This is a genomic window from Paenibacillus sp. UNC217MF (assembly GCF_000686865.1).
Lineage (GTDB): Bacteria > Bacillota > Bacilli > Paenibacillales > Paenibacillaceae > Paenibacillus_B > Paenibacillus_B suaedae.
This window is the reverse complement of record NZ_JMLT01000010.1, coordinates 267,877-291,470: the sequence shown is the minus strand read 5'-3', so window position 1 is coordinate 291,470 and position 23,594 is coordinate 267,877. Positions and strand designations below refer to the sequence as shown.

The window sequence follows — 23,594 nt, the reverse complement described above, 5'->3', positions numbered from 1 at the left end:
ATAATGATAGCAGTATTTGGGTTCGCCATCAAGGAGCAATCCATATGTTTTGCAATAGATTGACTTAGTCATCGAGCGATACTCATTACTTATAAGGTATAGTTGAACCCATAATGGTTAAGCTTTACCTACGGATTCCCCCTTAACGAGGGTAACGTAGACGCGCTCATGCTCAACCTTCTCCTCCGCAATCATCTTAAGCAGCTGCTCGCATGCGAGCGAGCCCCACTTGTGCTTGGAATAATCGATGGTTGCGAGTCGCGGCTGCATATAGCGAGTCAGCTCAATATTGTCAAACCCGATCAGATGAATATCCTCGCCAACACGGAGCTCTGTATCTGATATGCGATTATACAACCCAACCGCCATCTCATCGTTCAAGCAGAATACAGCAGCTGGCCTAGTGTACTCCTGCATGATTTGCTCGGCAGCCTTTTCACCGCCGCTTTTGTTGAAGTCGCCGACGATTTCAACCCACTCTACATTCGCTGCCCGATCCGATACGAGCTTCACTGCCTTCATCCGCTGCTCGGAATCATATGATCCAGGCGGGCCTGTCACAATATAAATCTTCTGGTGCCCCTGCTCCACCAAATATTCCGTCGCCAAGGTCGCACCCGCCTTGTTATCCAACAGCACCTGATTAATGTTCGGATGATCCAATTCCCGATCCATCACCACAATCTTATGATTGCGATCAGCGTACATAAGCAGTTCCTCGCTCGTGAACGTCTGATCGAGAATGACGGCGCCGTCGATCATTCGTTCCGGCAGCATACGGTGAGACTGCTTCCCACTGCATACGATCAGATCATAGCCCTGCGCATTGCATACCTTCTTCATGCCGTCCAGCAATTCGCCATATACTTCGCCCTTGAAGTCTGTTAAAAAGGCGCCGATGATCTTCGTTTCTCTTTTTTTCAAATTGCGGGCAGCGGCGTTCGGTACATAGTTCAATTCTCTGGCAATAGCCAATATTTTTGAGCTTGTCTCATCCGTCACCTTGCTGCTGCCATTCAGGGCATAAGATACCGTTGAAATTGACACTCCTGCTTTTTTAGCGATATCCTTTATACTGACCACGTGTCCTCAATCCTCCGTTTGATAACCAATCCTTCTTCCTTATGATGTTGCATCTGTTCGGATGCCGCTTTGTCTTACTGAGATGTGCCGATGTCCGTTCATGCTCTTCAGATGTCCTTTCCCTATTGTAGCATTATAGGGAAAAGGGCGACCCGGAAAAGATCGCCTTTGCCTTCCTTACATCCATATTTCAATCCGATTTGCACCGTTTTTCCATTCGGGTTCCATATCCGCACTGGCGATTTGTATGCCACCCTGCCGATACGGGTTATTCAGCCGCTCCGCATTCACCTGCGTCCCATTTATCGCCGCGCGGCTCACGCCACCGCCTGCAATATGATAGATGAAGGTAACCTGTCTTCCGGCAAAATGATAGTCAAAATGCACCCCATCCATCGTGTTCGGAAGCACAGGATCAATGACCAAATCGCCTCCAGCCTGCCGAATACCAAGCACATTTGCAATTAGTTGATTCATATAGATTCCCGGACCACTGGAGTAGATTCTCCATCCGCCCTTCACCTGCACCGATCCACTGCGAAGCGCATCCATATTCGCCTGCGCCTCATACCGGGAATGAAACTTCCCGTCAGAGCTGCTGAAGTAGGCATTGCTTTGGCGCAGCTCTGCGTTAGGGACGACTTCCCGAATACCAACAGGATTAATCGTCTCCAAGCCCCGCCAAGCATCGTTCGCACACCCAAGCTTCGCCATCGCTTCAACATAACGAATATGCGCATGCACATACTGCAGTCCTACCTCGCGTCCGAAGTTCGACGCCTGCTCAGCCCGCTTAAAGTGAGTGCTGACGCCGCCCGCATATTGAGCCGGTCGATTCATAAGCCGCACACCATCCGGGAACGAGAGATTATCCTGAATCAAGCGATAATTAATGTGAGCCTGCTTCTCATCGACCAGTTCGGCAATAATGCTGCGCGTCATCGGCAGAAGCCGGTATTGAATGCCAGTATCCGTATCTGTCGGATGCAGCATCAACTTGGCATGCGCCGGATCTTCCATATAGATGAAGCCGGGAATAACCTCCGTGTGCAGCATATAGCGCTTATAGTCCTGTTCAATGCCGGATGCGATCTCTTGCAATTCCTCAGCTAGCTTCTTGTCCACTGCCAGCAGCACATCAGCGAATTGCTTCATTGCTTGATACGTAAGTGCCACGGTCCAACTGCTGATCATATATTTCTTCAACTGCGCATTCGCCGGCTGCAGCGTATCATCCCAATCTCCATCGCCATAAGATGATAAATGCGTATCATGTAGGAAATGATTGCGAATATACGAGATTTCCTTGATGGCATGCTCCAGTATGGTCGCCTTATCCGCCGTAAAGTCAAAACGCTGCTTCATGGTATAAGGAACCTTTTCCTTCAAAATACTGTAATCCCCGGTTGCCGTCAAATAATCACCCAGCACCTTGAGCGGCCACACGATAATATCCCCGTGGCTCTCCTCCTGCTGTACCGTAAAGTACTCATCGAACATAAACCATTGCGGCCAGTTTCCATCATCCTCATATTGGTGGGAGTAGACCATCTTCACAATATCCCGCACCTGCTCGTACTTATGAGTAGCCATGAAATATTCAACTGGCCCTTGGCATACGTCACGTGTTCCCCAAGCCGCTCCGCCATACTGTTCTAGTCCATGCGGCACTGCATAATGAACGAGCATGTTATGTGTGTACCACCACGCCAAGGCATTCATCTTGAACAGCTCATCGGACTGCCCCGCTCCATACGATAGATGGAATTCGTTCATCAAGCCTTTCAAAAATGCACGGTATGCGTCCATTTCGGTTTGGATATCACGTGTCCCCGGGGAGTGTTCCGAATTCGCTGCGTTCTCTCGTCCGTCCAGCAATCCCTGAATTGTTAACGTCCATTCTTGATTCATATCAAGCTGCATGACAACAAGTGAAGCGTCACCAGATTGGATGCCGCTTGCCAGCATCGTCTCATCACCGATCGTCACTGACGCCCCTTCCACCCACATGCGATATTCAAGATTCGGGCACACCTTAGCGCTCAGCGATTCCCGATTCGCATGGAAGATCAGCGTTCCGCCCTCCTGCTTCATGTGAACCGGAAGCTCGAACTCGTTGACATTCATCGTCACTTGATTGGTGACCACATACTTATAGGCCGTTCCATTCACAGAGCGGACGTTCAAGCGGATCTCAGGCGCGTCCGATGCCGTGTAATTCGTCACAATTAGCATGTCGTCGTCAGTCTTGTAATACCAGCGCGCGTAATTGAAGCCCATCTCGAACATGGACGGCATCGCGAGCAGGCGATACTTTCCGTTCAAGTGTATATAGACGCGTTGCCCAGACGTCTTTGGCACGTTCAGCGGGTTGCGGGCATTGCTCATCATTTTATTGAAATTTGTGTTGCCGACCACCACATGCGAGTTGAAAATGCCGTACATATAAGCAGTCGACGTTATGACCTGCGCGCCAAGCTTCACGCTGGTTCCGCTCATTACGATATGACCATGCGGACGTTCAACGAGCAGTTCCTTCTCCTTCAGCACGACATGCTCGTAGGAATCTGTGAAGAAGGACAACAGCTTGCCATCTATACGCTCTTCCTGATTTCGTTCCGGGAAAAGCGCCTGTACTTCTGCTTCTGTCATCGAAAGCGTCCGCAGGGGTTCAGCAATATCGGCATTGTATTGGACAGGATTTAACGGATTCGATGCTGCATTTTTTTCGTTGGCAGCTATATGACTTGACTCGGACAAGTAGGCTTCCCATGCCTGCCGGACCTCGTCCCGATACTCCAGCTCCGTTATTGCAGCCGCATGGTCTGTTTTGTACAGGCCATAAAATACAAACCGCTCTTCTCCATGAAGCATAACACGCTCTGATTGCAGCGCAGTATAGGCACACTCGTACTGATACACTTCATTGGAAAGACAAGGCTTGATCACACTCACTGGTATGTTGGTTTCCTTATAGGACAATCCGAAAAATTGAAACCCGTCAGTCGAGTAGCCAATCGCACGGCTGAGCGCTCCCTGCTGCATATAAGGGAATACTCCACCTTGCGGTTGATTCTGGCGTGAGCATACAACACAGCCGATCTCTTCATCCTCGAAGACAGCATGATCGATATATTGCGACAGATACGCCTCGTTGCTGCGTACCGCACCTACTGAAGCAATGCCAAGATCTTGGCCATACAGGATATCGACGGTTACACCTTCCCCGCGTACCGCAATATCCCAGAACCAAATGCCCTCTTTCAGAAGTGCAAAGGTAACCGTATACGCTACTCCCTCGACGGCCCCTTCCCATACGGCCTGGTTCCCTTCCACCCGCACGGCGCTGCGTGAGCGAATCCCGAGCAGCGGATAGAAGCGGATACCCGAATCGTCGTGAATCCGCAGATATAAGTTATTGAGCGAGCCATCAAGCGGACTCGTCACCAACTGATTGAGCATGATCTGCCCGCTAACTGCTTGATGCAAATCACCGCTCGGCCAAAATGTAAAGCGCAATTCGCCGGCTTGTATCGTAAACTTCGACTGCGTTGATCGCTCTATTGTCGTCATGTCTGCCCTTCCTCCTATCCCAGCTCATAGCAAGGCATCTATTGTATCTATAAATCTAGTTCTAGTTGTTCTAGTAAGGCTATGCTTTTTTGATTAGCTCATCTCTTATTCCTAAATCAGCATCAGCGAACGAGTCGGAAAGAATCTTGCAATGTATCACGGCTGTTCGATCCAACATGTACTTGGAACATTCCTTCGTCGCTTACCAAGCGAAGATCGGAATGGTGATATCTCAGCTGCTCCTCGGTTAAGTGGAATAAGATTTCCTTGCTTTCTCCTGATTCCAACTCAATCTGCACATAGTCCTTCAGCTCGCGCAGCGGACGAACAACCTCGCCCGATATGTCACGGATATACAGCTGTACCGTTTCCACACCTGCTCTCGCTCCTGTATTCGTAATCGTTATGCGGATTTCAAGCTTCTCCTCATCTGATATCTCGCTGCTGGTAAGCTCCAGATTGCTGTAGGCGAACGATGTATAGGACAGTCCGTAGCCGAACGGAAGCAGCGGCTCATTCGAGCAGTCGATATATTTCGAGACATAGCGTTCATCCGTCTTGCTCGGATTCAGCGGCCGTCCCGTATTGAAATGATTGTAATAAACCGGAACCTGTCCGACTGATTGCGGGAACGACATCGTAAGCCGCCCTGACGGATTCACCTTGCCGAGCAAGATGTCCGCAACGGCTGCTCCGCCTTCACTGCCAGGGAACCACGCTTCCAATACAGCATCTGCTGATTCGATGACGCCATGCAGATCGAGCGGCCGGCCATTAAACAAGACAGCAGCCATCGGCTTGCCAAGCGTCTTCAACTGCTTCACTAGATCAAGCTGCACTTCCGGCAGACGAAGATCCGTACGGGAGGCGCCTTCGCCGCTCATCGCGGATGCCTCGCCCAGCGCAAGCACAATGACATCCGCGGCAGCAGCCGTATTAAGCGCTTCCTTCAACTGAGACGCTGACATACATTCGATGCCGCATCCAGCCGCAATGCTTAGCTGCCCGCTTGGCAGCCGCTCCAACAAGGCATCGCCCAGCTTCACCGCATCCTCCTTCGCACCGACACAGGACCACCAGCCTAACACGTCCTCACTCTGAGCGAATGGCCCAATCAGCGCCACCTTGGTATTAGGCTGCAATGGCAGGATGCCGCTATTTTTCAGCAGAACGCAGGATTTAGCTGCCAGCTCGTAGGATGCCTTGCGATGCTCCGCGCAGAAAAGAATCTCACGCTCCCGTTCCGGATTCGCGCCGCGCAGTGGATTCTCGAACAGTCCCAGCTTATCCTTAAGGCGCAGAATGCGCAGCACCGCTTCATCGACAAGAGCCTCATCTACCTTGCCTTCGCGGATAAGTCCCGGCAAATGATGTACATAGCACGGCGTCATCATCTCGATGTCCACGCCCGCCCGTATAGCACGAAGTGCTGCCTCGCGATCATCCTCAGCCGCACCGTGAGCAATCATTTCCCGTATGGAAGCCCAGTCCGATATCACAATGCCACCGAAGCCCCATTCCTCACGCAGAATGCCGCGCAGCAGCTTTTCATTTCCTGTTGCTGGTATCCCGTCGACGGTATTGAAGGAGGACATGACCAACTCGCAGCCTTCGTCCAGCGCTGCCTTGTACGCAGGCAAGTAATATTCGCGCAAGGCTCTCTCCGACATATCAACCGTGTTGTACTCGCGGCCTCCTTCCGGTGCCCCATAAGCGGCAAAATGCTTCACACATGCGGCCAGCCGCTCCAAATCTCCCTTTATATCGCTGCCTTGATAACCGCGCACGAACGCCCGCGCGAATAAGCTGTTCAGATGCGGATCCTCGCCCGTCGTTTCCATCACTCTTCCCCAGCGCGGATCACGCACCAGATCGACCATTGGTGCGAACGTCACATGAATGCCCGAGACAGCCGACTCTCGTGCCGCGATTTCCGCACTCTGTTCTGCGAGCTCCGTATTCCACGAGCAGCCAATCGCGAGCGGAATCGGGAAAATGGTCTTGAAGCCGTGAACGACATCTGCCATGAACAGAAGCGGAATGCCGAGGCGGCTTTTCTTCAGATAATTCTGCTGCACATCGATTACCGCCTGCGCCCCGGACAAGCCAAGCACAGAGCCGCTCGCCGCAACCATCTGCTCCGTTATGCCCATTTCCTCCATTGGCCCCGTTACCTGCCCGTCGCTGTCCGAGCCTTCATGAAAATGTCCCGTAAGCTGCAGCAGCTGAGCAATTTTCTCTTCCAATGTCATCTGTAGTACAAGCGCTTGAAGTTGTTGATTATCCATAATAGTTCCTCCACGGTTCGAATTTCTCGTTTGAACGATCAATTGACTTGTCATCATTCGAAGGGATTTCATTTTCATTTCCTAAAGTAGTGATTCTCCTTCCTCAGGGACTTGCGCAAATACTTGACTCCGTTATACATACACCAAGGTGCAGCGAATCATCGGTTGTGCAAATTCCTCATTGAGAAGAATAATGTTGTGAAATAGGAACCCGGCAGCAGCAAGCCGTTTGCAACAGTTGGCATACCGGGTTCTTTTTAAACAAATCGTACCTATTTCAAATTGTTCAGCTCATCCAACACCGGCTGAACGAGCGACATTTTGCTCTCCACCCACTTCTTCCAGTTCGATTCCAGATCACCACTCTGCAAAATGAGATTCGTATACTCCGTCTCGTAATCGAATGTTGCCTGGTTCTTCACCTTGGAATCGTGCAATTGAACCGTCCAGTCGTAAGCAGCCAGCTTGCCGCCCTCTTTGCCCAGTTTCGCCTTGTTCTGATAATGAAGAACGGCGCGTTCGCGATATTCCTTCTTAATCGCCGGGTTAATGATGCTGAAATCATCTCCCAACAAATACAATCCTTCAAAGCGGCTTGGATACTTATCCTCAAGCGATGTCCCTTCCGGCAGCAGGCTTGCCAGCTCCTTGTTGTCGCCGTATTTCCAGTCCTTGCCCTCAAAGCCCATGTTCAAGAGCATTTGTCCTTCTTTGCTAGTCGAATAATCCAATAAGTCCATAACCCGTTCAAACTTCTCTTTGCTGATGTTCGGCGAGAAAATAAGCGCCGACCAGAAATTCACCTGCTCCAAATTGCGATATTTGCCGTCGTCGCCGAGCACGATTGCGGTATGAACAAGATCATCGCTGTTCACGCCCAGGTTCTTCTTCATAGCCTTATCCACGTCTTGTCTGTAGGAAGCCAGACCGCCAAGGCTGGTAACTGCCGCAACTCCTTTAACGCGGAAGTTGTCGCTGCCCTCGCTGTTTTTCCATGTATAGAACTCAGGATTCAGCAATCCTTCCTTGTACGCCTGCTGCATCAGCTTCAAACCGGCAAGCGTTTCTGGATCCGCTGCTCCCCAGTGATATTTTCCGTCCTCTCCTTTATAGAAGGCAGACTCCACACGGGAATGCTCGCTGTTCGGCATTATGATGTTCGTCAATGCATCTCCTGCGTTGTAGGAAAGAGGCACCAGATTCGCACCGACCTTGCCCGGATCCTTCTCCTTCACCAGCTTGGCATACGTCATTAATTCAGTTGTTGTATACACATCCTTCAATTCGAAGCCAACAGCCTGTGCCCAGTCCTTGCGCAGGGCAATAACGCCGATTTGGTTGACGAGTGGATCAGCAGGCTTGTTCTCGTAGTACACTGGACGCGGCAGAATATACGTGCCGCCCTTCAGCTCTTCCAGCTTCTCGCCAAGCCCAGTCAGCTTGTAGGCAGCAGCTACGTTCGGCCAGCGCTCCTTCCAATCATCAGGGAACTTGTACAGAAGTCCTTGGTCAATATAGTTCATCGCGTCGCCGTGAATGTAGTTCCATGTAGCTACGTCAGGCAGATCGCCGGAGCTGACCCACAACCGCAGCTTCTCCGCCCATGAATCCCATTCGATGAAATTGTAGTCCCACTCTAGATTGAACTTATCCATCCAGAACTTATGGAACTCATTGTTTAATTGTCCGTCCTTCAGATTTATGGTGCTTGCCACGGAAATTTTGAGTTTGTCCTTGTAATTTCCGCTATCATCCTTCTCGTTGCCTCCTTGCGCTCCCTCCTTCGAGCATGCCGTAGCCAGCAGCATTACCAGACATAGCGAGAGGAGAAGAATGGATCTTACCGACAGCTTTTTGTCTGCTTTCATGTTTTGTCGCCCCTTGTTTTTGGATAATAGATTTTTGATGCATACTGTACTGCATTGAACATATTGCCTTCATACCATCATGCAAAAAACAAAAATCTATGTGTATCATCAGGTCTTAATAGCCCCTGTCAACACCCCTTTAGCGAAATGCTTCTGAAGCAGAGGGAAGAAGCACATGATAGGCACCATCGTGACGAACACCGCAGCCATCTTCATCCCCGTTGAAAAAGCTTGCTTGCCGACAGCATCTACGCTTGACGCATTGGATGCGTTCGTCGACGATTCTACAATAATGGTGCGAAGCACATTCTGCAGTGGAAGCTGATCTGCCTTGCGCAGGAAGATCATCGCATCATACCAGCTGTTCCAATACCCGACACCATAGAACAGCGTAATGGTCGCCATAATGGGAGCAGCCAGCGGCAGCACGACGGAGAACATAATTCTCCATTCGCCCGCACCATCCAAGCGTGCGGACTCCATCAGCGATTCCGGAAGGCTGTAGAAATAGTTCATCATTAATATCATGTTGAAGGCGCTGAAGCTGCCAGCAAAAATGACAGACCATAATGTCCCTGTCAGATGCAGGGATTTCATGATCAAGTACAGCGGAACAATACCGCCGTTGAAGATCATCGTGAACAGAACAAGGAAAAAGATGATCCGCTTGCCCGGAAACTTGCTTCTACTAAGTCCGTAGGCCATGCTGCTAGTCAGGAACAGGCTTAGAGGCAAACCGACAATTAGCAGCTTGAAGGTGTTCCAGTATCCCATAAGAATGCTTCCGTCCGTGAAAAGCGCCTTGTAAGAGGCCAGCGTTGGATTTTTCGGGAACAGCATGAACGGATTGTCGGCGTACTCCTTCGGCGTCGAGAATGAAATCATAATGACGTTCCAGAACGGAATGAGAATCAACAGTGCAATACCAAGTAGAATGACAAATAAGATATAGTCGAGAGCAGTCATCTTCTCTCTGCGGAACGATGACCGTCGTGCAGTTTTCTTGCTCATTGTTGCATCCCCCCTTATCGGAATAGCCCGTCTCCGCCCAGCATTTTCGCTACTCGATCGGCAGCAAGCAGCAGGATCATATTCACCAGAGATCGGAACAAGCTGACCGCCGTTGAGAACGAGAAGTCAGTCGAAGATTGGAAGGTGATCCGGTAAATGTACACATCCAACACCTCAGACACATTTTTCGTAGCTGCATTTGCCAAGTTGAAAATTTGATCAAAGCCCGATGACATCAGTCCACCTACGGACAGAATGAACATGACCGTGACGGTAGGCATAATGTTGGGCAACGTAATGCGAAACACCTGCTGTATCCGTGATGCCCCATCAATTTGGGCAGATTCGAATTGATCCTGATCGATACCCGAAATAGCGGCCAAGTAAATAATGGCTCCCCAACCGGCGGACTTCCAGATATCCGTAAGCAGCAGCATCGGAACGAATGTGCTCTCTGACCCAAGAAAATTAATCGTTGGCAAGCCAAGCAGCGTCAGCGTGCTGTTCAAGAGTCCATCGTAGGCTAATACGTTAATCACGATCCCTGAGACGATAATCCACGACAAGAAATGGGGAAACGTCAGTATGGTTTGAAATACCTTTTTCGCACGCTTCATTCGAAGCTCGTTAAGCATGAGCGCCAGCAGGATCGGAAATGGAAATTGTATGACCAGCTTAATGATGTTGATGTACAGCGTCCGCCACAGCGCATCGAGGAAGGCAGGATCACGGAACACGTACTTAAAATTTTCAAACCCGACCCATGGACTGCCCCAAATGCCCAAGTTCGCCTTATAATCCTTGAAGGCAAGCGATAAGCCGCCCATTGGCAAATACGCAAATAATAGTAGCCAGATCAGCCCAGGAAGGAGCAGCGTATATACCATTCGATGCTTCCATATTTCACTGAACAGCGCTCCCAGCTTTGAACGACTCTTCAGCTTGCCGTCTGGCCCCTGCAAGGCTGCAGATTTCACATTGCATTTCCCCTCTCAGATAGCTACTTGTTGTCAAAAAGAAAGTCAAACGCTGTCCTCAAATGCTTCTCCCAAAATACCCAGTCATGGGTGCCTGAATCTTCAACATAGCGGAAATGGAACCCGGATGAGGAAGCGGCATTCATGTGCACAGCAAATGCTCGATTCATTTCGATGAAAGGATCTTCCGAACCGCAGCAGCACAGAATGGACGGTATCGCACTTCCCGCTTCCATCCTCTTGGCAGCCAGCGCATATAGATCCTGCTCGGGCTTCACGAGTAAATCCATGCCAAACACCGCCTGCATCTCTCTCACCATTCCTTGGGGCATATCGGGATCGCGAAGTCGGCGCTGCATATCGGTCACTCCGGACAACGATACTGCCTTGGCGTATCGCTCGGGATAGGTAAGTGCACATTTCAATGCGCCATATCCCCCCATCGACAAGCCCGCAACGTATGTATGCTCTGGCTCGACATTCAACTGGAGCAGCTTGCTGCACAAATCGGGAAGCTCTTCGGTAATGAATGTAAAGTAGTCGAGTCCATACGCCATGTCTGTGTAATAACTGCGATTAGCCTCTGGCATAATTACCGTGCAATTGTGACGCTGCGCATATTGCTCAATCGTCGTCAGCCGCTGCCATGTGCTCGCATTATCACCAGCACCATGCAGCAAATAGAGCGTACTGCTTGGCGGAGTTTGCGATTCCAAGGGATAAATCACGTGAATGCTCGTGTTCATTCGCAAAACGTTCGACCCAGTTTCTATCGTTACATGCGCCATATGTAATCCCTTTCATTTTTGGATTTTTGAAATATAGTTCTGACTGCTAATAGATCATCAAACATCGACCGTTTTACATGTTCATTCGCTACTGTAATCCAGCTTTTCGTCTGCAACTAAGTGAAAATCACTCGCTGAAAACACATGATTGCGTAATGTAAGCAACTCTTTCGAATCGTTTCGACACAATCATAGATCTATGTTCCTGAATCTGTCAATGCTTTTTTTATACAATCGAACAAAGGGGTAAAATTTGAATACTCTTAATTGGCAATTACCCATTTTTTGAGATATAAAATAAAAAGAAAGCGATTACTATAGACTCATTGACAACGCACTAGAACCAATGACATACTTGAAATATAGATTTCATCATACGTAATTGAAACGTTTCTATTCAATAGTGACGCATGATTTCATGATTTTCATGAAGAGATTTGGATCACATTTCTACATCGATCATCCCTGACATATACAACAAGCGTTTTGGCGAAACGAAATGTGCTCGAATTGTAATGCACGCGAAATGGTTTGGACGGGTATAGGAACATACCACTCATATTGAGAAAGGAGTAATGGAGATGATAGAAACCTCAAGCCTGACCGAATTCGTGAATCGAATTAAGGCTGAACAATTGCAGGTCACCTCTGTGCGGGTTCGTCAGGGCGGGAAATTGATCGGAAAGTGGGATCAGAACGAAGACAGTCGGCGGTTGCAGCACTCGATCAGCAAATCGTTTACATGCATGGCCGTCGGTCTCGCCATTGAAGAAGGCAAGTTGACCCTGGACACAACGCTAGGAGATATGTTCCCGCAGTACGCTCATATGCACACGGAGCCCAATCCCCTGCTTCACCCCGCAGGCATCAAGCTGGGCGAACTGCTTCGCATGTCTTCCGGTCATGACTCTCCCCCTCTCTGGGCAGAGGAACGAGCTTCACTGCAGGAAACGGATTGGATCCGCTATTACATGTCTCTGCCTCTGGATAGAGTGCCAGGCGAGCGGTTCACATACAGCAGCGGAGATACCTTCATGATCTCGGCAATGGTGCAGGCAGCCGTCGGACTAACGGTGCACGACTACTTGCGTCCAAGGCTGTTCGTGCCCCTTGGGATTACAGAAGAGACATGGGATTCCTCGCCGCTTGGCGTAACGCTGGGCTGTGCCGGGCTGGCACTTACGAACGAAGAACTGAGCCGCTTCGGCCAGCTGCTTCTGCAGCAAGGAATGTGGAACGGGGTACAATTGATCCCTGCCGATTGGATTCAGCTTGCAACGAGCAAGCAGATCGGCAATGAAGGCAGCCGTGACTGGTGTCAAGGCTACGGCTATCAATTCTGGATGTGCTCCCACAATGCCTATCGGGCGGATGGCGCGCATGGACAGTTCTGTATTGTCATGCCCGATAAGGATGTCGTGATCGCCATCAATAGTCAGGAAGATCGGCTGCAGGATATTTTGGATGCGGTGTGGTCAAAGATTTGGCCGATATTGTAGCAAGTTGCATTTACATAAAGAAGCTCCCGCAAACGAGTATATTCGTTCGTGGGAGCTTTGCTATATACCAAGATTTCTTCGATAAAACTGTAGGTTGTCCTTTGTCCAATTAATTAGATACTGTTGCTTCGCTTACGTTCTCCGCCTTATTTTTGCGTGTGAACAAGCGCTTCATCCAGTTCGAGAAATCATCCAAATACGTGTACATAACTGGCACCAGCAGCAGCGTAAAGATCGTCGAACAGGACAGACCGAATATTACGACAACCGCCAATGGCGCTTGCATTTCCGCGCCTTCCCCGATGCCGAGCGCAAGCGGCAGCAAGCCGAGCACTGTCGTTAACGTCGTCATGAAGATCGGACGAATCCGGCTCGGCGCACCTTGCATGATGGCCTCATGGCGATCCAATCCGCTGCGGCGTTGGATATTGATGTAATCCACCAATATAATCGCGTTGTTGACAACGATACCCGCGAGCATAATGACACCGATAATCGCCGTAACGCTCAGTGGTGTGCCTGTAAGGAACAATCCGCCAATAACCCCAATGAACGTCGTCGGCATCGCGAACATAATAATGAACGGATACAGCAGCGATTCGAATTGAACCGCCATGACGACATAGACGAGGAAGATAGAGAATACGAGTGCAATTCCAAGATCCCCGAATGCTTCCACCATATCTTCACTCGCTCCGCCCATGGAGTATGAATACCCATCTGGGAAATTCATTTTCTTCAGCGATTGTTCAATGTCCTTCGATATGCTGCCCAGGTCTCTGCCCGCAATATCAGCCGTAACGTTAATTTGACGCTGCTGATTCTCGCGCTGAATCATGACAGGCCCTTGGAGCTGATTGAACTTCGCAACAGCAGACAGTGGAATTAACTGGCCATTCTGCGATTGAATCGTTAAGGCATTCAATGCAGCGATACTGTTGCGTTCTTCCTCCGGCATTATGACTCTCACATTATATTCATTGCCGTCTTCCCGATATTGGGTAGCCATCTGCCCATTCATGGCAAGCGAAATCTCGCTCAAAATTTGCTGATAGGAGATGCCGTAGGAAGCGGCCAAGCTGCGATCGACAGTAATGTTCAGCTCCGCATTGCCTTCCGCTGCGGAAGACTCTGCATTGTATACCCCTTGTACGTCAGAGATCATCCACACCACTTGATTCGCAACTTCCTCCAATACCTGTTGGTCCTGGCCATTCAGCTTGATGTGAATTGGAGCTCCTGCACTAAAGCCTGACTCCTGTGCAGATACGGTAATGTCTGCGCCTGCAATATTTCCTGTCGCATCCGTTAATTTCTGCATTAGTTCCTTGGTCTTGATATCCCGCTCCGAAGCGCGAACCAGTTGAATGGTGAACGTAGCGGAATTGGTTCCGCCTCCGCCGAAACCTCCACCGCCGCCAATCGATTGCGAGGCCGTCTCAATGATGCCCTCATAAGGCTTGAGCAGGGATGCCACTTCGTCAGCGGTCTTCTTCGTCTCTTCCAGACTTGTACCGCTTGGCGTCTGAACCTTGATCTGAATTTGCCCTTGATCCCCGCCAGGCATGAATTCCATGCCGATGAACGGTACGAGGAAGAAGCTCCCTACAAGTAAAGCAATCGTGGCAAACACCGTCGTTTTACGATGTCCGAGCGCCCATTTCAATATCTTTTTGTATCCTGCAACAAACCCGCCGAAGAAGCGCATATACCAGCCCTTCTTCTCCTGCTGCATAATCTTCTTCTCGGATACGATTTTCGACGCCAGCATCGGAATGAGCGTAATTGCCACAACAAGCGATGCAATAAGCGAGAAGCAGACCGTCAGTGCAAGCGGACGGAAGATATCGGCAGTCAAGCCTTGAATGAACACGATCGGCAGGAACACGACGAGTGTTGTCATTGTTGAGGCGATAACTGCAGAAGCGAGCTCAGATGCCCCCTTCACGGCCGCCTCCTTCATAGACATGCCCTGCTGCCTGTAGGTAAATATATTTTCCAATATAACGATAGAGTTATCGACCATCATCCCGATGCCGAGCGCAAGCCCGCCCATCGAAATGATATTGAGCGTCTGCCCCGTGAAATACATGAGCGTAAACGTCGAAATAATCGCGATCGGCATGGAGAGCGCGATTACGAAGGTCGAGCGTACGCTACGCAAGAAGAGAAGCAGGATCACGACGGCCAATGCGCCGCCGCTCATCATATTGCCGATGACGCTGTCGATCGATTGACGAATGAAGGTCGACGTATCCGACACTTTCTTCAATTCAATACCTTGCGGCAATACATCCTTCATCTTCGCGAGTCCCTTGTCGATGTTATCCGCAACCGCTACGGTATTCGCATCCGATTGCTTCTGTACCGACAGAACGAGGGCAGGGCTGCCATCTACTAACGTCAGCGAGGTTTGCTTCTTGAACGTATCCTTGACGACAGCTACATCACTAACTTGTATTTGTCCCCCACGCGGCAAATGAATGATAGTCTGCTTGATGTCATCTACGGAACCGTATTCGCCCTTCACTCGGATTTGCAGATCCTGTACACCTTTCGGTACAGAGCCCGCTGCCTGAGATTTATTTTCTGCGTTGATCGCCTGCACCACTTGAGATGGCGTAATGCCGTACCGCGACAGGCTTGCACGATTCAGCTCAACGAGAATTTCGCGTGTTTTGCCCCCAGCAACAGAGACAGATGCAACCCCGCGTTCCCGTTCCAAGGTTGGAATGATGGTCTTGTCCGCAAATTCTTGAAGCTTCTCTGGAGATGCGCCCGTCAAGCCAAGCGTAATAATCGGCATCTGGTTCGGGTCGAACCGAAGCACGGTCGGATCATTGGCATCATCAGGAAGCATCCCCTTCACTTGATCGACCTTCTCCCGGACATCGATCAGGGCGTTGTCCATATTCGTGCCGGTCTTGAATTGGAGCATGACCAGCGAGGAATTCGCCTGTGACTGAGACGACAGCGTGTCAATCCCTTGAATCGTGCTCAGAGAAGACTCCAGCGGTCTGGAGATCAGCTTCTCAATTTCCTCTGGAGCCGCCCCTTGATAGGAGGTCGCGACCACAGCAATCGGCACATCGATTTTCGGGAAAAGGTCGATTGCAAGACTGCGCAGACTGAACAAGCCCAGTGCCAGAATCGCCAGCACGAGCATCATTACGCCGATAGGACGCTTAACGGAGACGTCGATTACTTTCACGTTAGCGTGCCCCCTCGACAATTTTGACTTTATTGCCGCTTGTCAGAGTCAGCTGTCCTTTGACAACAACCTGATCATTCGGCTGAAGATTGCCCTTCACCGCCGTCAGCTTGGATTGCGCCTCAAGCACCTCTACCGCTTCCTCGACAGCTTGTCCATCGCGAATAACGAATACGTGTGAAGTACCATTCTTCTCGACGATTGCTTCTGTCGGCACGAGCAAGGCATCCTTCAGCACTTGCTGATCAACTAAGAATTTGGCCGTCATGCCTGGCTTAATCTCGTCCTTCTTGTTCTCTGCCTGTGTTTCCAGTGCGTAAAATCCAGATTCGTTCGCCACAGGAGACAAGAATGTAATGTGCGCATTCATGGTTTTGCCGAGATCCGGCAGCTCCACCTTGACTTCCTTCCGATTCTGCAGAAGCAGCATCTGATTAGCGCTCACATTTGCCGTGAACTTGATCGGATTGGTTGACACGATCGTGAACAACGGCGAAGTGCCTGCAGCAATCTCGCCTTGCTCGGCCGCTACACGCACCACCTGACCACTGATCGGCGCCTTGATGGACGCGTCTGCTTTGCGGTTGCTCGCTTGCTGAATACGGAGCTCGGCCTGTTCGATACTGCGCTTCGCCTGATCCAATTCAAGCTCAGACGCCTGTGCATTATGCAGCGTTTTATATTGATCCTGCGCTTGTTCCAATCCTAATTGCTCCAAGCGCAGCTGGATGTCCAGATCGTCTGCCTTCACGCTTGCCAGAGTCTCGCCTTTGCTGACGGTGTCACCCTTTTTCACATTCACACTTCTCAATTCACCACTCAGCTTCGGTATCACCTCGACAGATCGGCTTGCACTCGCTGTCCCAATCATCTCATTGGTCTGATTCAACGCCCCCTTCTGCACGGCTGCCACCTGAACAGGCGTCTCCTTCTCCTGTGCTCCCTGCATTGGCTGTTCTGCCTCCGGACTTCCGCATCCTGTTGCGGTTCCGAGCATAAGCAGAATGCTCCCCGTAATCAGCCAACGTCTTCTCACTGCCATAATTGTCCCACTCCCCTTTTGTCTATCATGTATGAAATAATCCCCCTAGCATTTCAGCGCAGCCTACTTACTAAAGTTCTAGTTATATGGTTTAGACGTAAAATATCAGCTGCTCCCCTTATGATAACACGATAATGAACCACGGGTCATTCCATAGTGTGGATGAAGATGTGAAGATTGCGTGATGTTGATGAGAATAATTGAAGTATCTTTTCAAGCTTGAAAATTATCGTACTATCCTGGTTACTATTATATGAACTCAACTAAGCAAGAGTTATATAGAAATTAAAAATGTTCAGGATTAACAGCACGATTCATACGGCTTGGGGTGGGTATAAAAAAGACCTTAAGGAAAGCCGCCCTCAAGGTCAAAGCTAACTTTAAATTTAGTTACAAAGCTCCAATATATCCACAAATACTGCATCTTCTAAGGTAAGTCTTCTATTCACCTTATCAATTTCTTGCAAATCACTCCATTCATAAACTGTATCATGTAAATCATATAACTCACTCAGTCCCAAAAATCCATTTAGCACCATTATCTCAGAAATACAATTATCTAAATCCATCAGCGCTGCGGTTTGAGGTGGCCCCCACATATCAAGAGTACCTGCAATTACTTGATGTTTAATTTTATAACAGAAATTGACATCATAGACGGGTATTATCTTTGAAATTCTAAGTTGAATGATTTGATTGAACAAAAAATTTCCTTCACCAATCTTACTTGTAACATGCATACTCACATCAATAGAAGGCCAGTACCTACTAGAGACATTTATTTTCTCAACTTCATTAAGGCAAAATAATTCTTCTGGTAGAAGCAACTCTTTTTTACATACTTCCTTGTACCAATCATCCAGTTCTCTTTTTCTGTATAGCTTTTCTAGTAGTTGACCATACCGAGGGTATTCTTCAATAAAATGTATACCATGCTTCATTTAATTACCTTCCTTTTTTATTCATCGAAAGTTCGAGATTTTTCTCCAGGCTTATTTTGCTGACCTGTTACAGGATTATATTCTCCTAGATGTTTCTTCTTCTTCGAATCCCATTTTTCTAGAGCACCATGTTGCGAATCCCATTGCCAATAATACCCGTCGTTACTTTTCCAGGTTTTACGTTTACTATTCTTCACTGATGTCATTCCGTTATCAATCATCCAATCAGTCAGCTCACTAAGTGTTCTTCGGGTACTGTTGTCGGTCTTAGTTATTTTATGATAATCATTGTAACAATTCGTATTATGCACCCAAATCCCAATATCAGTTACATAATACGTATGGAAATCAGTTACCGTAAAGTTATAAACCGTAACTGGCTCATCAAGCTTAACAAACTCTACTTTATCAATCGTCAGATTACTTCCGTCAGCCTTTTGAAGCTTATCGCCTGATTGAAGTTCATCTGCGAAAACCCACCCTTTTCCTTCCACCCAAAACGGATGATTGTCGGTCGTTTCGATGATCCGTTCTTCAACGTACAGCTTAATTATATCATCACGTTGGTTACGGTAAAGATTCGTTACTTCCTTGTATGCCAATTCTCCATCAGGGTTATTTTCATCCTTGGCGAGAACCAAATCTCCGACTTCAATGTCTTCGATATTTTCCTCCCCTTCGTCTGTTTGAACCTTAGTTCCAGCAGTAAAACAGTTGCAACCATTTTTGGTGCTTACACCATTATTTATACCTTTATTTTTCTGTAACCCGTATGATGTCATCCCTCCTAGAGCAGCAGCCTCTAAGAGAGATGCCCCTTGCCATTCGTCATATTTGTCTAACAATTCACCTTTTGCCCAATCAGCATTACCTTTACCATTTTTGTAGGGACTAGTCTGAGTCAATAATCCATATAAATACTTAAAACGATTATTATTTGGGTCATCAAATATAGGTTTGAATTCTTTTCCAAGTAAAGCCCTATATTCCCAGTACGCCGCACTTTTTCTTGATGTAACATATTCCATAGCTTCATTAATTAAATGTTCAATCTGTTTAAGTTGGTATGACTCATACCTATGACCACTAGGATCCCAATAAATCAGTGGATTATTGGCTACATACGTATACCGGTTCATGCTTAACGGATTCGTAAGGTTCCCAGCATACGTATCTTCCGACATGAAGCGGCCTTGGCTCGGATCATACCAGCGTGCTCTTAAATATTGCAAGCCTGTCTCCGAGTCCCAATACTCTCCGGAATAGCGGAAGATGTTCGGTACTTGCTCCTTCTCCGTGTCCGGATTGCCCCAGATGTCATACGTATACGTGTTCAATTCCTTGCCTGCACTATCCAGTAGCGCTACGACGTCGCCATGTCCATTAAAACGATAGTATTGAAGCTCCTTGGACTTCATTTCTTGGCGCGCCCACAGCTTGCCTTGCACATCATAGATGTATGCATATGCGATGCTTGGCTTGCCATCTGTTCCTACTTCCGCTTCTGCAACTAGATTTGCAGATGCATCATAGTAATAGCGAGTCCGCTTCTCTTTTGTTGCCCGCTCATACAGCAGTCCATCCCCGCTATAAGCGTAATTAACTTCCTTTCCATTGCCCCCTTTTACTTGAGTAAGACGGTTAAGCAAGTCAAAGGAATATGATGCATTCTTCATGCCTGACACAGTCTTGTTGACTAATCCAGTCCGGTTACCAATTACGTCATACGTATACGTATCATCTGTATTCTGATCCTTAACGCTTAGTATCCGGTTCAAAGCATCATAAGTGAACTCACTGACTTGATTTCCTGATGTTATGCCCGTAATATTTTTGTTCACGTCATACTGATAATTAAATTTTTGGTCACTTGGTGCGCCATTATTCGATAATCCTGTTAGATCATATCCATTGAATGAATAATCAGTGCTTAACCCTTTGCCATTTGCTTGGCGCTTCATTTGCTGGTTCGGACTGTACTCGAAGGTGAATCGATCCAGTGGTGTATTTGCCGCAGCATTCAACCCTTTACTGTTTGCATTCCCACCGTATACCTGAAGCTCCGACACTTGATTCATTTCATTTAATTGTCCTTGAACACGCATGACTTGCTTATCCGCGCCTGTTAACGTATATCCAGTATGTTGCTGCGAGTTCCGTTCATAATCCAATTTCGTACCGTCTGGATAAGAAATGCCAATCAGCATACCGTCATCCGCATCATATTTGTAGCCGGTTACCCCATGACGATCCTTCATCGCAGTAATGCTGCCATTGGAATCATAACTATACTCTACGGTTTCATCTGCTGTTTTCATGGTCTTCAGCAAATTATTTTGATCGTACGAGTATTCGGTGGCTTGACCAGCTTTGTTGACGAATTTTTTCAAATTATTGCTTTCGTCGTAGTAGAATTTCTCAGTGCCTCCCGATCTTGTATATTTCGTAAGACGCCCGAGTTCGTCATAATTAAGCAGATCCCGCATGTTGTTTGAAGATGAAACTTCCTTCAGAAAACCACCCTGGCTATAAGCATAGGAGGTTAATCTCCCATCTTGATCCTCAACGCTTCTCAATCTGCCGAGCACATCGTAGCCAAATTTCACTTGTTTTCCCTTGGCATCTTCATTGTTCAAAACATTACCTGCGAGATTATAAGTCAGCTTGCTCGTAATGTTATAACCATTTCCCGTATTTTCTTCCATAGCGCTCACTCGCCATAGTGAATCATACGTTTCACGAACCTCATACCCTGCCGCATCCGTATACGTTAACTTACGATTAATTAGATCATAATCTATGCGATCTTTCGTTTGATCCGCATATTGCGTTTCTAGCAGGCGACTAAATGCATCGTAGCGGAATTGTGTCTTATTGTCTTCCGCATCAGATTGTGAGATCAAGTTTCCTCGTTCATCATAAGTATATTTGTAACGAGCCTGACCATTTTGCTCCTCTGCCAGCATGCCTACAGGATTATATCTTTGTACTGTCATGATTCCATCCGGAGCCGTCGTGGCTACCTCATTATTTGAATCGTCATAGACATTACGAATCGAGGTACCGTCTGGATAGATCAACTGCAGCATACGTCCTAAGCGATCATATTGGTACTGTTCCGCAATACCGCGACCATCAACCACCTTGTTCAGCTGACCCGTCGGCAAGTATTCGAATCTCGTCGTAATCATATTCTTGCTTCCATCTGCATCGGTTACATTCAACCCTCGACTTGTAACGAGTGATTTCCCGTATGGAGATTCATAACCGAAGGACGTAATGATTAGGCGGCCATCATCATACACGATGCTCGTTGACACGTTCCCGATTGAATCGTATCTATATTCGGACGAAGCAATTGCTTTGTTGGACGAAGCACCTTCATGAACAGAATGATTTGTAACGCTTCCTTTATCATCGTACTTGAGTACAGTTACACGATTCTGATTCAATGCAGGTAAAATCTTCGTTAGAACCTGGCTAGGTCTTGACCAATAATACGGCGTTGAGCCTGTCTGATATTGAATTGTCGATTCTTGCCCTGTGCTAAGCTTCTCAGACAACAGCAATCCCTTATCATCATAGCTGTACGATATGGACTCAGCCTTCGTCGATGCTCCATTCTGAGAAGTCGTTTCTTCAATTCGAAGAGGCAGATTATGCTTGGCGGCCATATCATAAGTCATCGAGCGATCCATCTCTGTTGTTCCATCGCTTATCTGAACCCGCTCCATAACATGCAAGTCTGGCTGATTTGGAGATGCATACGCTTTTTTAATTCGATATTGCTCCGTTAACTGTTCTGAGTTTACCTTCGTCGTCCAAGATGCGTCCTTCCCGAAGCTTTCTAAATCTTCATTCGAGTACTCCAGTTTAATAGGATGTAACTTCACGTCTCCTTCCATCGAAGCATAAGAATCCTCTCGGCTCCGAACTTTGTACACAAATTCAGAAGCGTATGCTCCGATCTGTTTACGCTTAGCTACATAGTCAATCGTCGTAAACGCAGATGAAGGATGAACAATTCGAGTTAACATGGCATATTCGTTCATCCCTTGATTATCTATATCATTCACGAGATCCGGTAAAAAGTTAAATCTAGATTCCGGGAAGTAATATATATACTTGGTGCTGCGACCAGCCGGATCGACGACCTGGTTCAATACCGTGCGGCCTTCCTCTTGACTTTTGTTATATGTGTATTTCCGTTCCGTCCCTGATTGTTGAACGATAACCTGATTCGTACTATATGTAAAAATCAGCTTATTTCCATCATTATTCGAAATCGATGACAATACTTTAATGCCATCATTCGTGTTATATGCAAATTCTACTTTATTACCGTAATTATCCTTAATCAGAATCAAGTATCCGTTCGCATCCAGAAAATAATCATATCCGTTCAATACAGAGAGCTTATAGGCACTTGGGATGCCTGATACTGACTGGCTGGAATCCACCTTAACAAGCACATTTTTTAGCCCATACCCTAATAAACTCAAATCTGTACCTAATAGATAGGTTCCAATTCCCGGAACGTACAAGTACTTATTTCCGTTATCCGTTTGTAGATAAGGCAGATCCCATCTCCAACCACGACCTAATGCGGAGCTAGCCTCTTCTCTTCGCACTTTCACAGCATTACGATACTGCCCCGATTGCGCATCCTTTTCCACACCCATTTCCTGGCTTGCTAATGCGCTATCATATTTCCGAACGAGAGCAAAAGGGATCGTACCTGGTAATATGATATCTACCGATTGAACGTACAAATCACCGGTCGTAGTAGAAATCGAATCTTGACCATAGCCAATTTCATACGAAGAAGTTTCATTTCTTAGTTTATGATGCTGCAACGCAGGTTCATCATAGGATGCAGAAGCAAAAGCAGGTTGCCCTGCTTCTACTTCTACCGACAGTTGTTGAGGTGTCTTTGAATATTCTTCCTTAGGTTCTTCTCCTGTATCCCAGAGGATGGGTTCAGTAACAGAAGCGTTCTTAAGGATTTCATCCGCACTTCCTCTACCCTGCTTTTGATCCAGCAATGCCTGATAAATGTTGTACAATGAATGGCCGGAAGCAATCTGTTTATAGAGCCATTCCTCTGTAACTTGAAATTGCTCTAGTACCCATTTAATTGTAATAGGCTTAACAGATTCACTTGCCCGTAGCTGTCTATTATTGTTTTGTTCCGCCTCTGCATAGACGTTCGTTATTGGAAAGCCAGGCAGAACAATCGCTATACATAACAGAATCGCTAAACATTTCTTAAACATCTGCAAAATCCTTTCCTATTCAAATTCAAGAACTTAT

Annotated in this window: 12 protein-coding genes; 1 reads left to right on the top strand and 11 read right to left on the bottom strand. The window is 47.7% G+C overall.

What is annotated here, in order from left to right; genetic code table 11:
* Positions 1-117 precede the first annotated feature (117 nt).
* The 7 genes from BP95_RS0108510 to BP95_RS0108480 all read right to left on the bottom strand — a co-directional run bounded on the left by BP95_RS0108510 (position 118) and on the right by BP95_RS0108480 (position 11,588).
* Positions 118-1,083, bottom strand: coding sequence for a LacI family DNA-binding transcriptional regulator (locus tag BP95_RS0108510; RefSeq protein ID WP_021252588.1), 966 nt, complete (start codon positions 1,081-1,083; stop codon positions 118-120).
* Positions 1,084-1,260: 177 nt separating this feature from the next.
* Positions 1,261-4,656 (bottom strand): GH36-type glycosyl hydrolase domain-containing protein, encoded by a 3,396-nt coding sequence (locus tag BP95_RS0108505; protein WP_028531903.1) that lies wholly within the window; start codon positions 4,654-4,656, stop codon positions 1,261-1,263.
* Positions 4,657-4,778: 122 nt separating this feature from the next.
* The gene (locus tag BP95_RS0108500; RefSeq protein WP_028531902.1) at positions 4,779-6,944 is read right to left on the bottom strand and encodes a glycoside hydrolase family 3 N-terminal domain-containing protein; all 2,166 of its coding nucleotides are present in this window, start codon (positions 6,942-6,944) and stop codon (positions 4,779-4,781) included.
* A 272-nt stretch (positions 6,945-7,216) separates the two neighbouring features.
* On the bottom strand, positions 7,217-8,812 hold the full coding sequence (locus BP95_RS0108495) for an extracellular solute-binding protein (RefSeq protein WP_021252591.1): 1,596 nt from the start codon (positions 8,810-8,812) through the stop codon (positions 7,217-7,219).
* Between the two features lie 108 nt (positions 8,813-8,920).
* Positions 8,921-9,823, bottom strand: coding sequence for a carbohydrate ABC transporter permease (locus BP95_RS0108490; protein WP_021252592.1), 903 nt, complete (start codon positions 9,821-9,823; stop codon positions 8,921-8,923).
* Positions 9,824-9,837: 14 nt separating this feature from the next.
* Complete coding sequence (locus BP95_RS0108485) at positions 9,838-10,800, bottom strand: ABC transporter permease (protein ID WP_021252593.1); 963 nt, start codon at positions 10,798-10,800, stop codon at positions 9,838-9,840.
* 23 nt (positions 10,801-10,823) lie between these two features.
* Entirely contained in the window at positions 10,824-11,588 is a 765-nt protein-coding gene (locus BP95_RS0108480; RefSeq protein ID WP_021252594.1) for an alpha/beta hydrolase, read from the bottom strand.
* Between the two features lie 581 nt (positions 11,589-12,169).
* On the opposite strand from BP95_RS0108480, the gene BP95_RS0108475 reads away from it, so the two are divergent.
* Positions 12,170-13,087, top strand: a complete 918-nt coding sequence (locus tag BP95_RS0108475) for a serine hydrolase domain-containing protein (RefSeq protein ID WP_021252595.1) — start codon at positions 12,170-12,172, stop codon at positions 13,085-13,087.
* Between the two features lie 109 nt (positions 13,088-13,196).
* Here the strand turns inward: BP95_RS0108475 and BP95_RS0108470 are convergent, their stop codons facing one another.
* The 4 genes from BP95_RS0108470 to BP95_RS29895 form a co-directional block, all read right to left on the bottom strand.
* On the bottom strand, positions 13,197-16,298 hold the full coding sequence (locus BP95_RS0108470; RefSeq protein WP_028531901.1) for an efflux RND transporter permease subunit: 3,102 nt from the start codon (positions 16,296-16,298) through the stop codon (positions 13,197-13,199).
* A 1-nt stretch (position 16,299) separates the two neighbouring features.
* Complete coding sequence (locus tag BP95_RS0108465; protein ID WP_036666852.1) at positions 16,300-17,340, bottom strand: efflux RND transporter periplasmic adaptor subunit; 1,041 nt, start codon at positions 17,338-17,340, stop codon at positions 16,300-16,302.
* A 386-nt stretch (positions 17,341-17,726) separates the two neighbouring features.
* Positions 17,727-18,281 (bottom strand): hypothetical protein, encoded by a 555-nt coding sequence (locus BP95_RS0108460; protein ID WP_028531899.1) that lies wholly within the window; start codon positions 18,279-18,281, stop codon positions 17,727-17,729.
* A 17-nt stretch (positions 18,282-18,298) separates the two neighbouring features.
* A complete protein-coding gene (locus BP95_RS29895) occupies positions 18,299-23,557 on the bottom strand; it encodes a polymorphic toxin-type HINT domain-containing protein (protein WP_051614025.1) in 5,259 nt (1,752 codons plus the stop codon).
* Positions 23,558-23,594 lie beyond the last annotated feature (37 nt).

What these genes read in the sequence shown, in the direction of transcription:
- BP95_RS0108505 (WP_028531903.1), bottom strand. Translation starts at nt 4,656, where the DNA reads ATGACGACAATAGAGCGATCAACGCAGTCGAAGTTTACGATACAAGCC.
- BP95_RS0108500 (WP_028531902.1), bottom strand. Translation starts at nt 6,944, where the DNA reads ATGGATAATCAACAACTTCAAGCGCTTGTACTACAGATGACATTGGAA.
- BP95_RS0108495 (WP_021252591.1), bottom strand. Translation starts at nt 8,812, where the DNA reads ATGAAAGCAGACAAAAAGCTGTCGGTAAGATCCATTCTTCTCCTCTCG.
- BP95_RS0108490 (WP_021252592.1), bottom strand. Translation starts at nt 9,823, where the DNA reads ATGAGCAAGAAAACTGCACGACGGTCATCGTTCCGCAGAGAGAAGATG.
- BP95_RS0108480 (WP_021252594.1), bottom strand. Translation starts at nt 11,588, where the DNA reads ATGGCGCATGTAACGATAGAAACTGGGTCGAACGTTTTGCGAATGAAC.
- BP95_RS0108475 (WP_021252595.1), top strand. Translation starts at nt 12,170, where the DNA reads ATGATAGAAACCTCAAGCCTGACCGAATTCGTGAATCGAATTAAGGCT.
- BP95_RS0108465 (WP_036666852.1), bottom strand. Translation starts at nt 17,340, where the DNA reads ATGGCAGTGAGAAGACGTTGGCTGATTACGGGGAGCATTCTGCTTATG.
- BP95_RS0108460 (WP_028531899.1), bottom strand. Translation starts at nt 18,281, where the DNA reads ATGAAGCATGGTATACATTTTATTGAAGAATACCCTCGGTATGGTCAA.
- BP95_RS29895 (WP_051614025.1), bottom strand. Translation starts at nt 23,557, where the DNA reads ATGTTTAAGAAATGTTTAGCGATTCTGTTATGTATAGCGATTGTTCTG.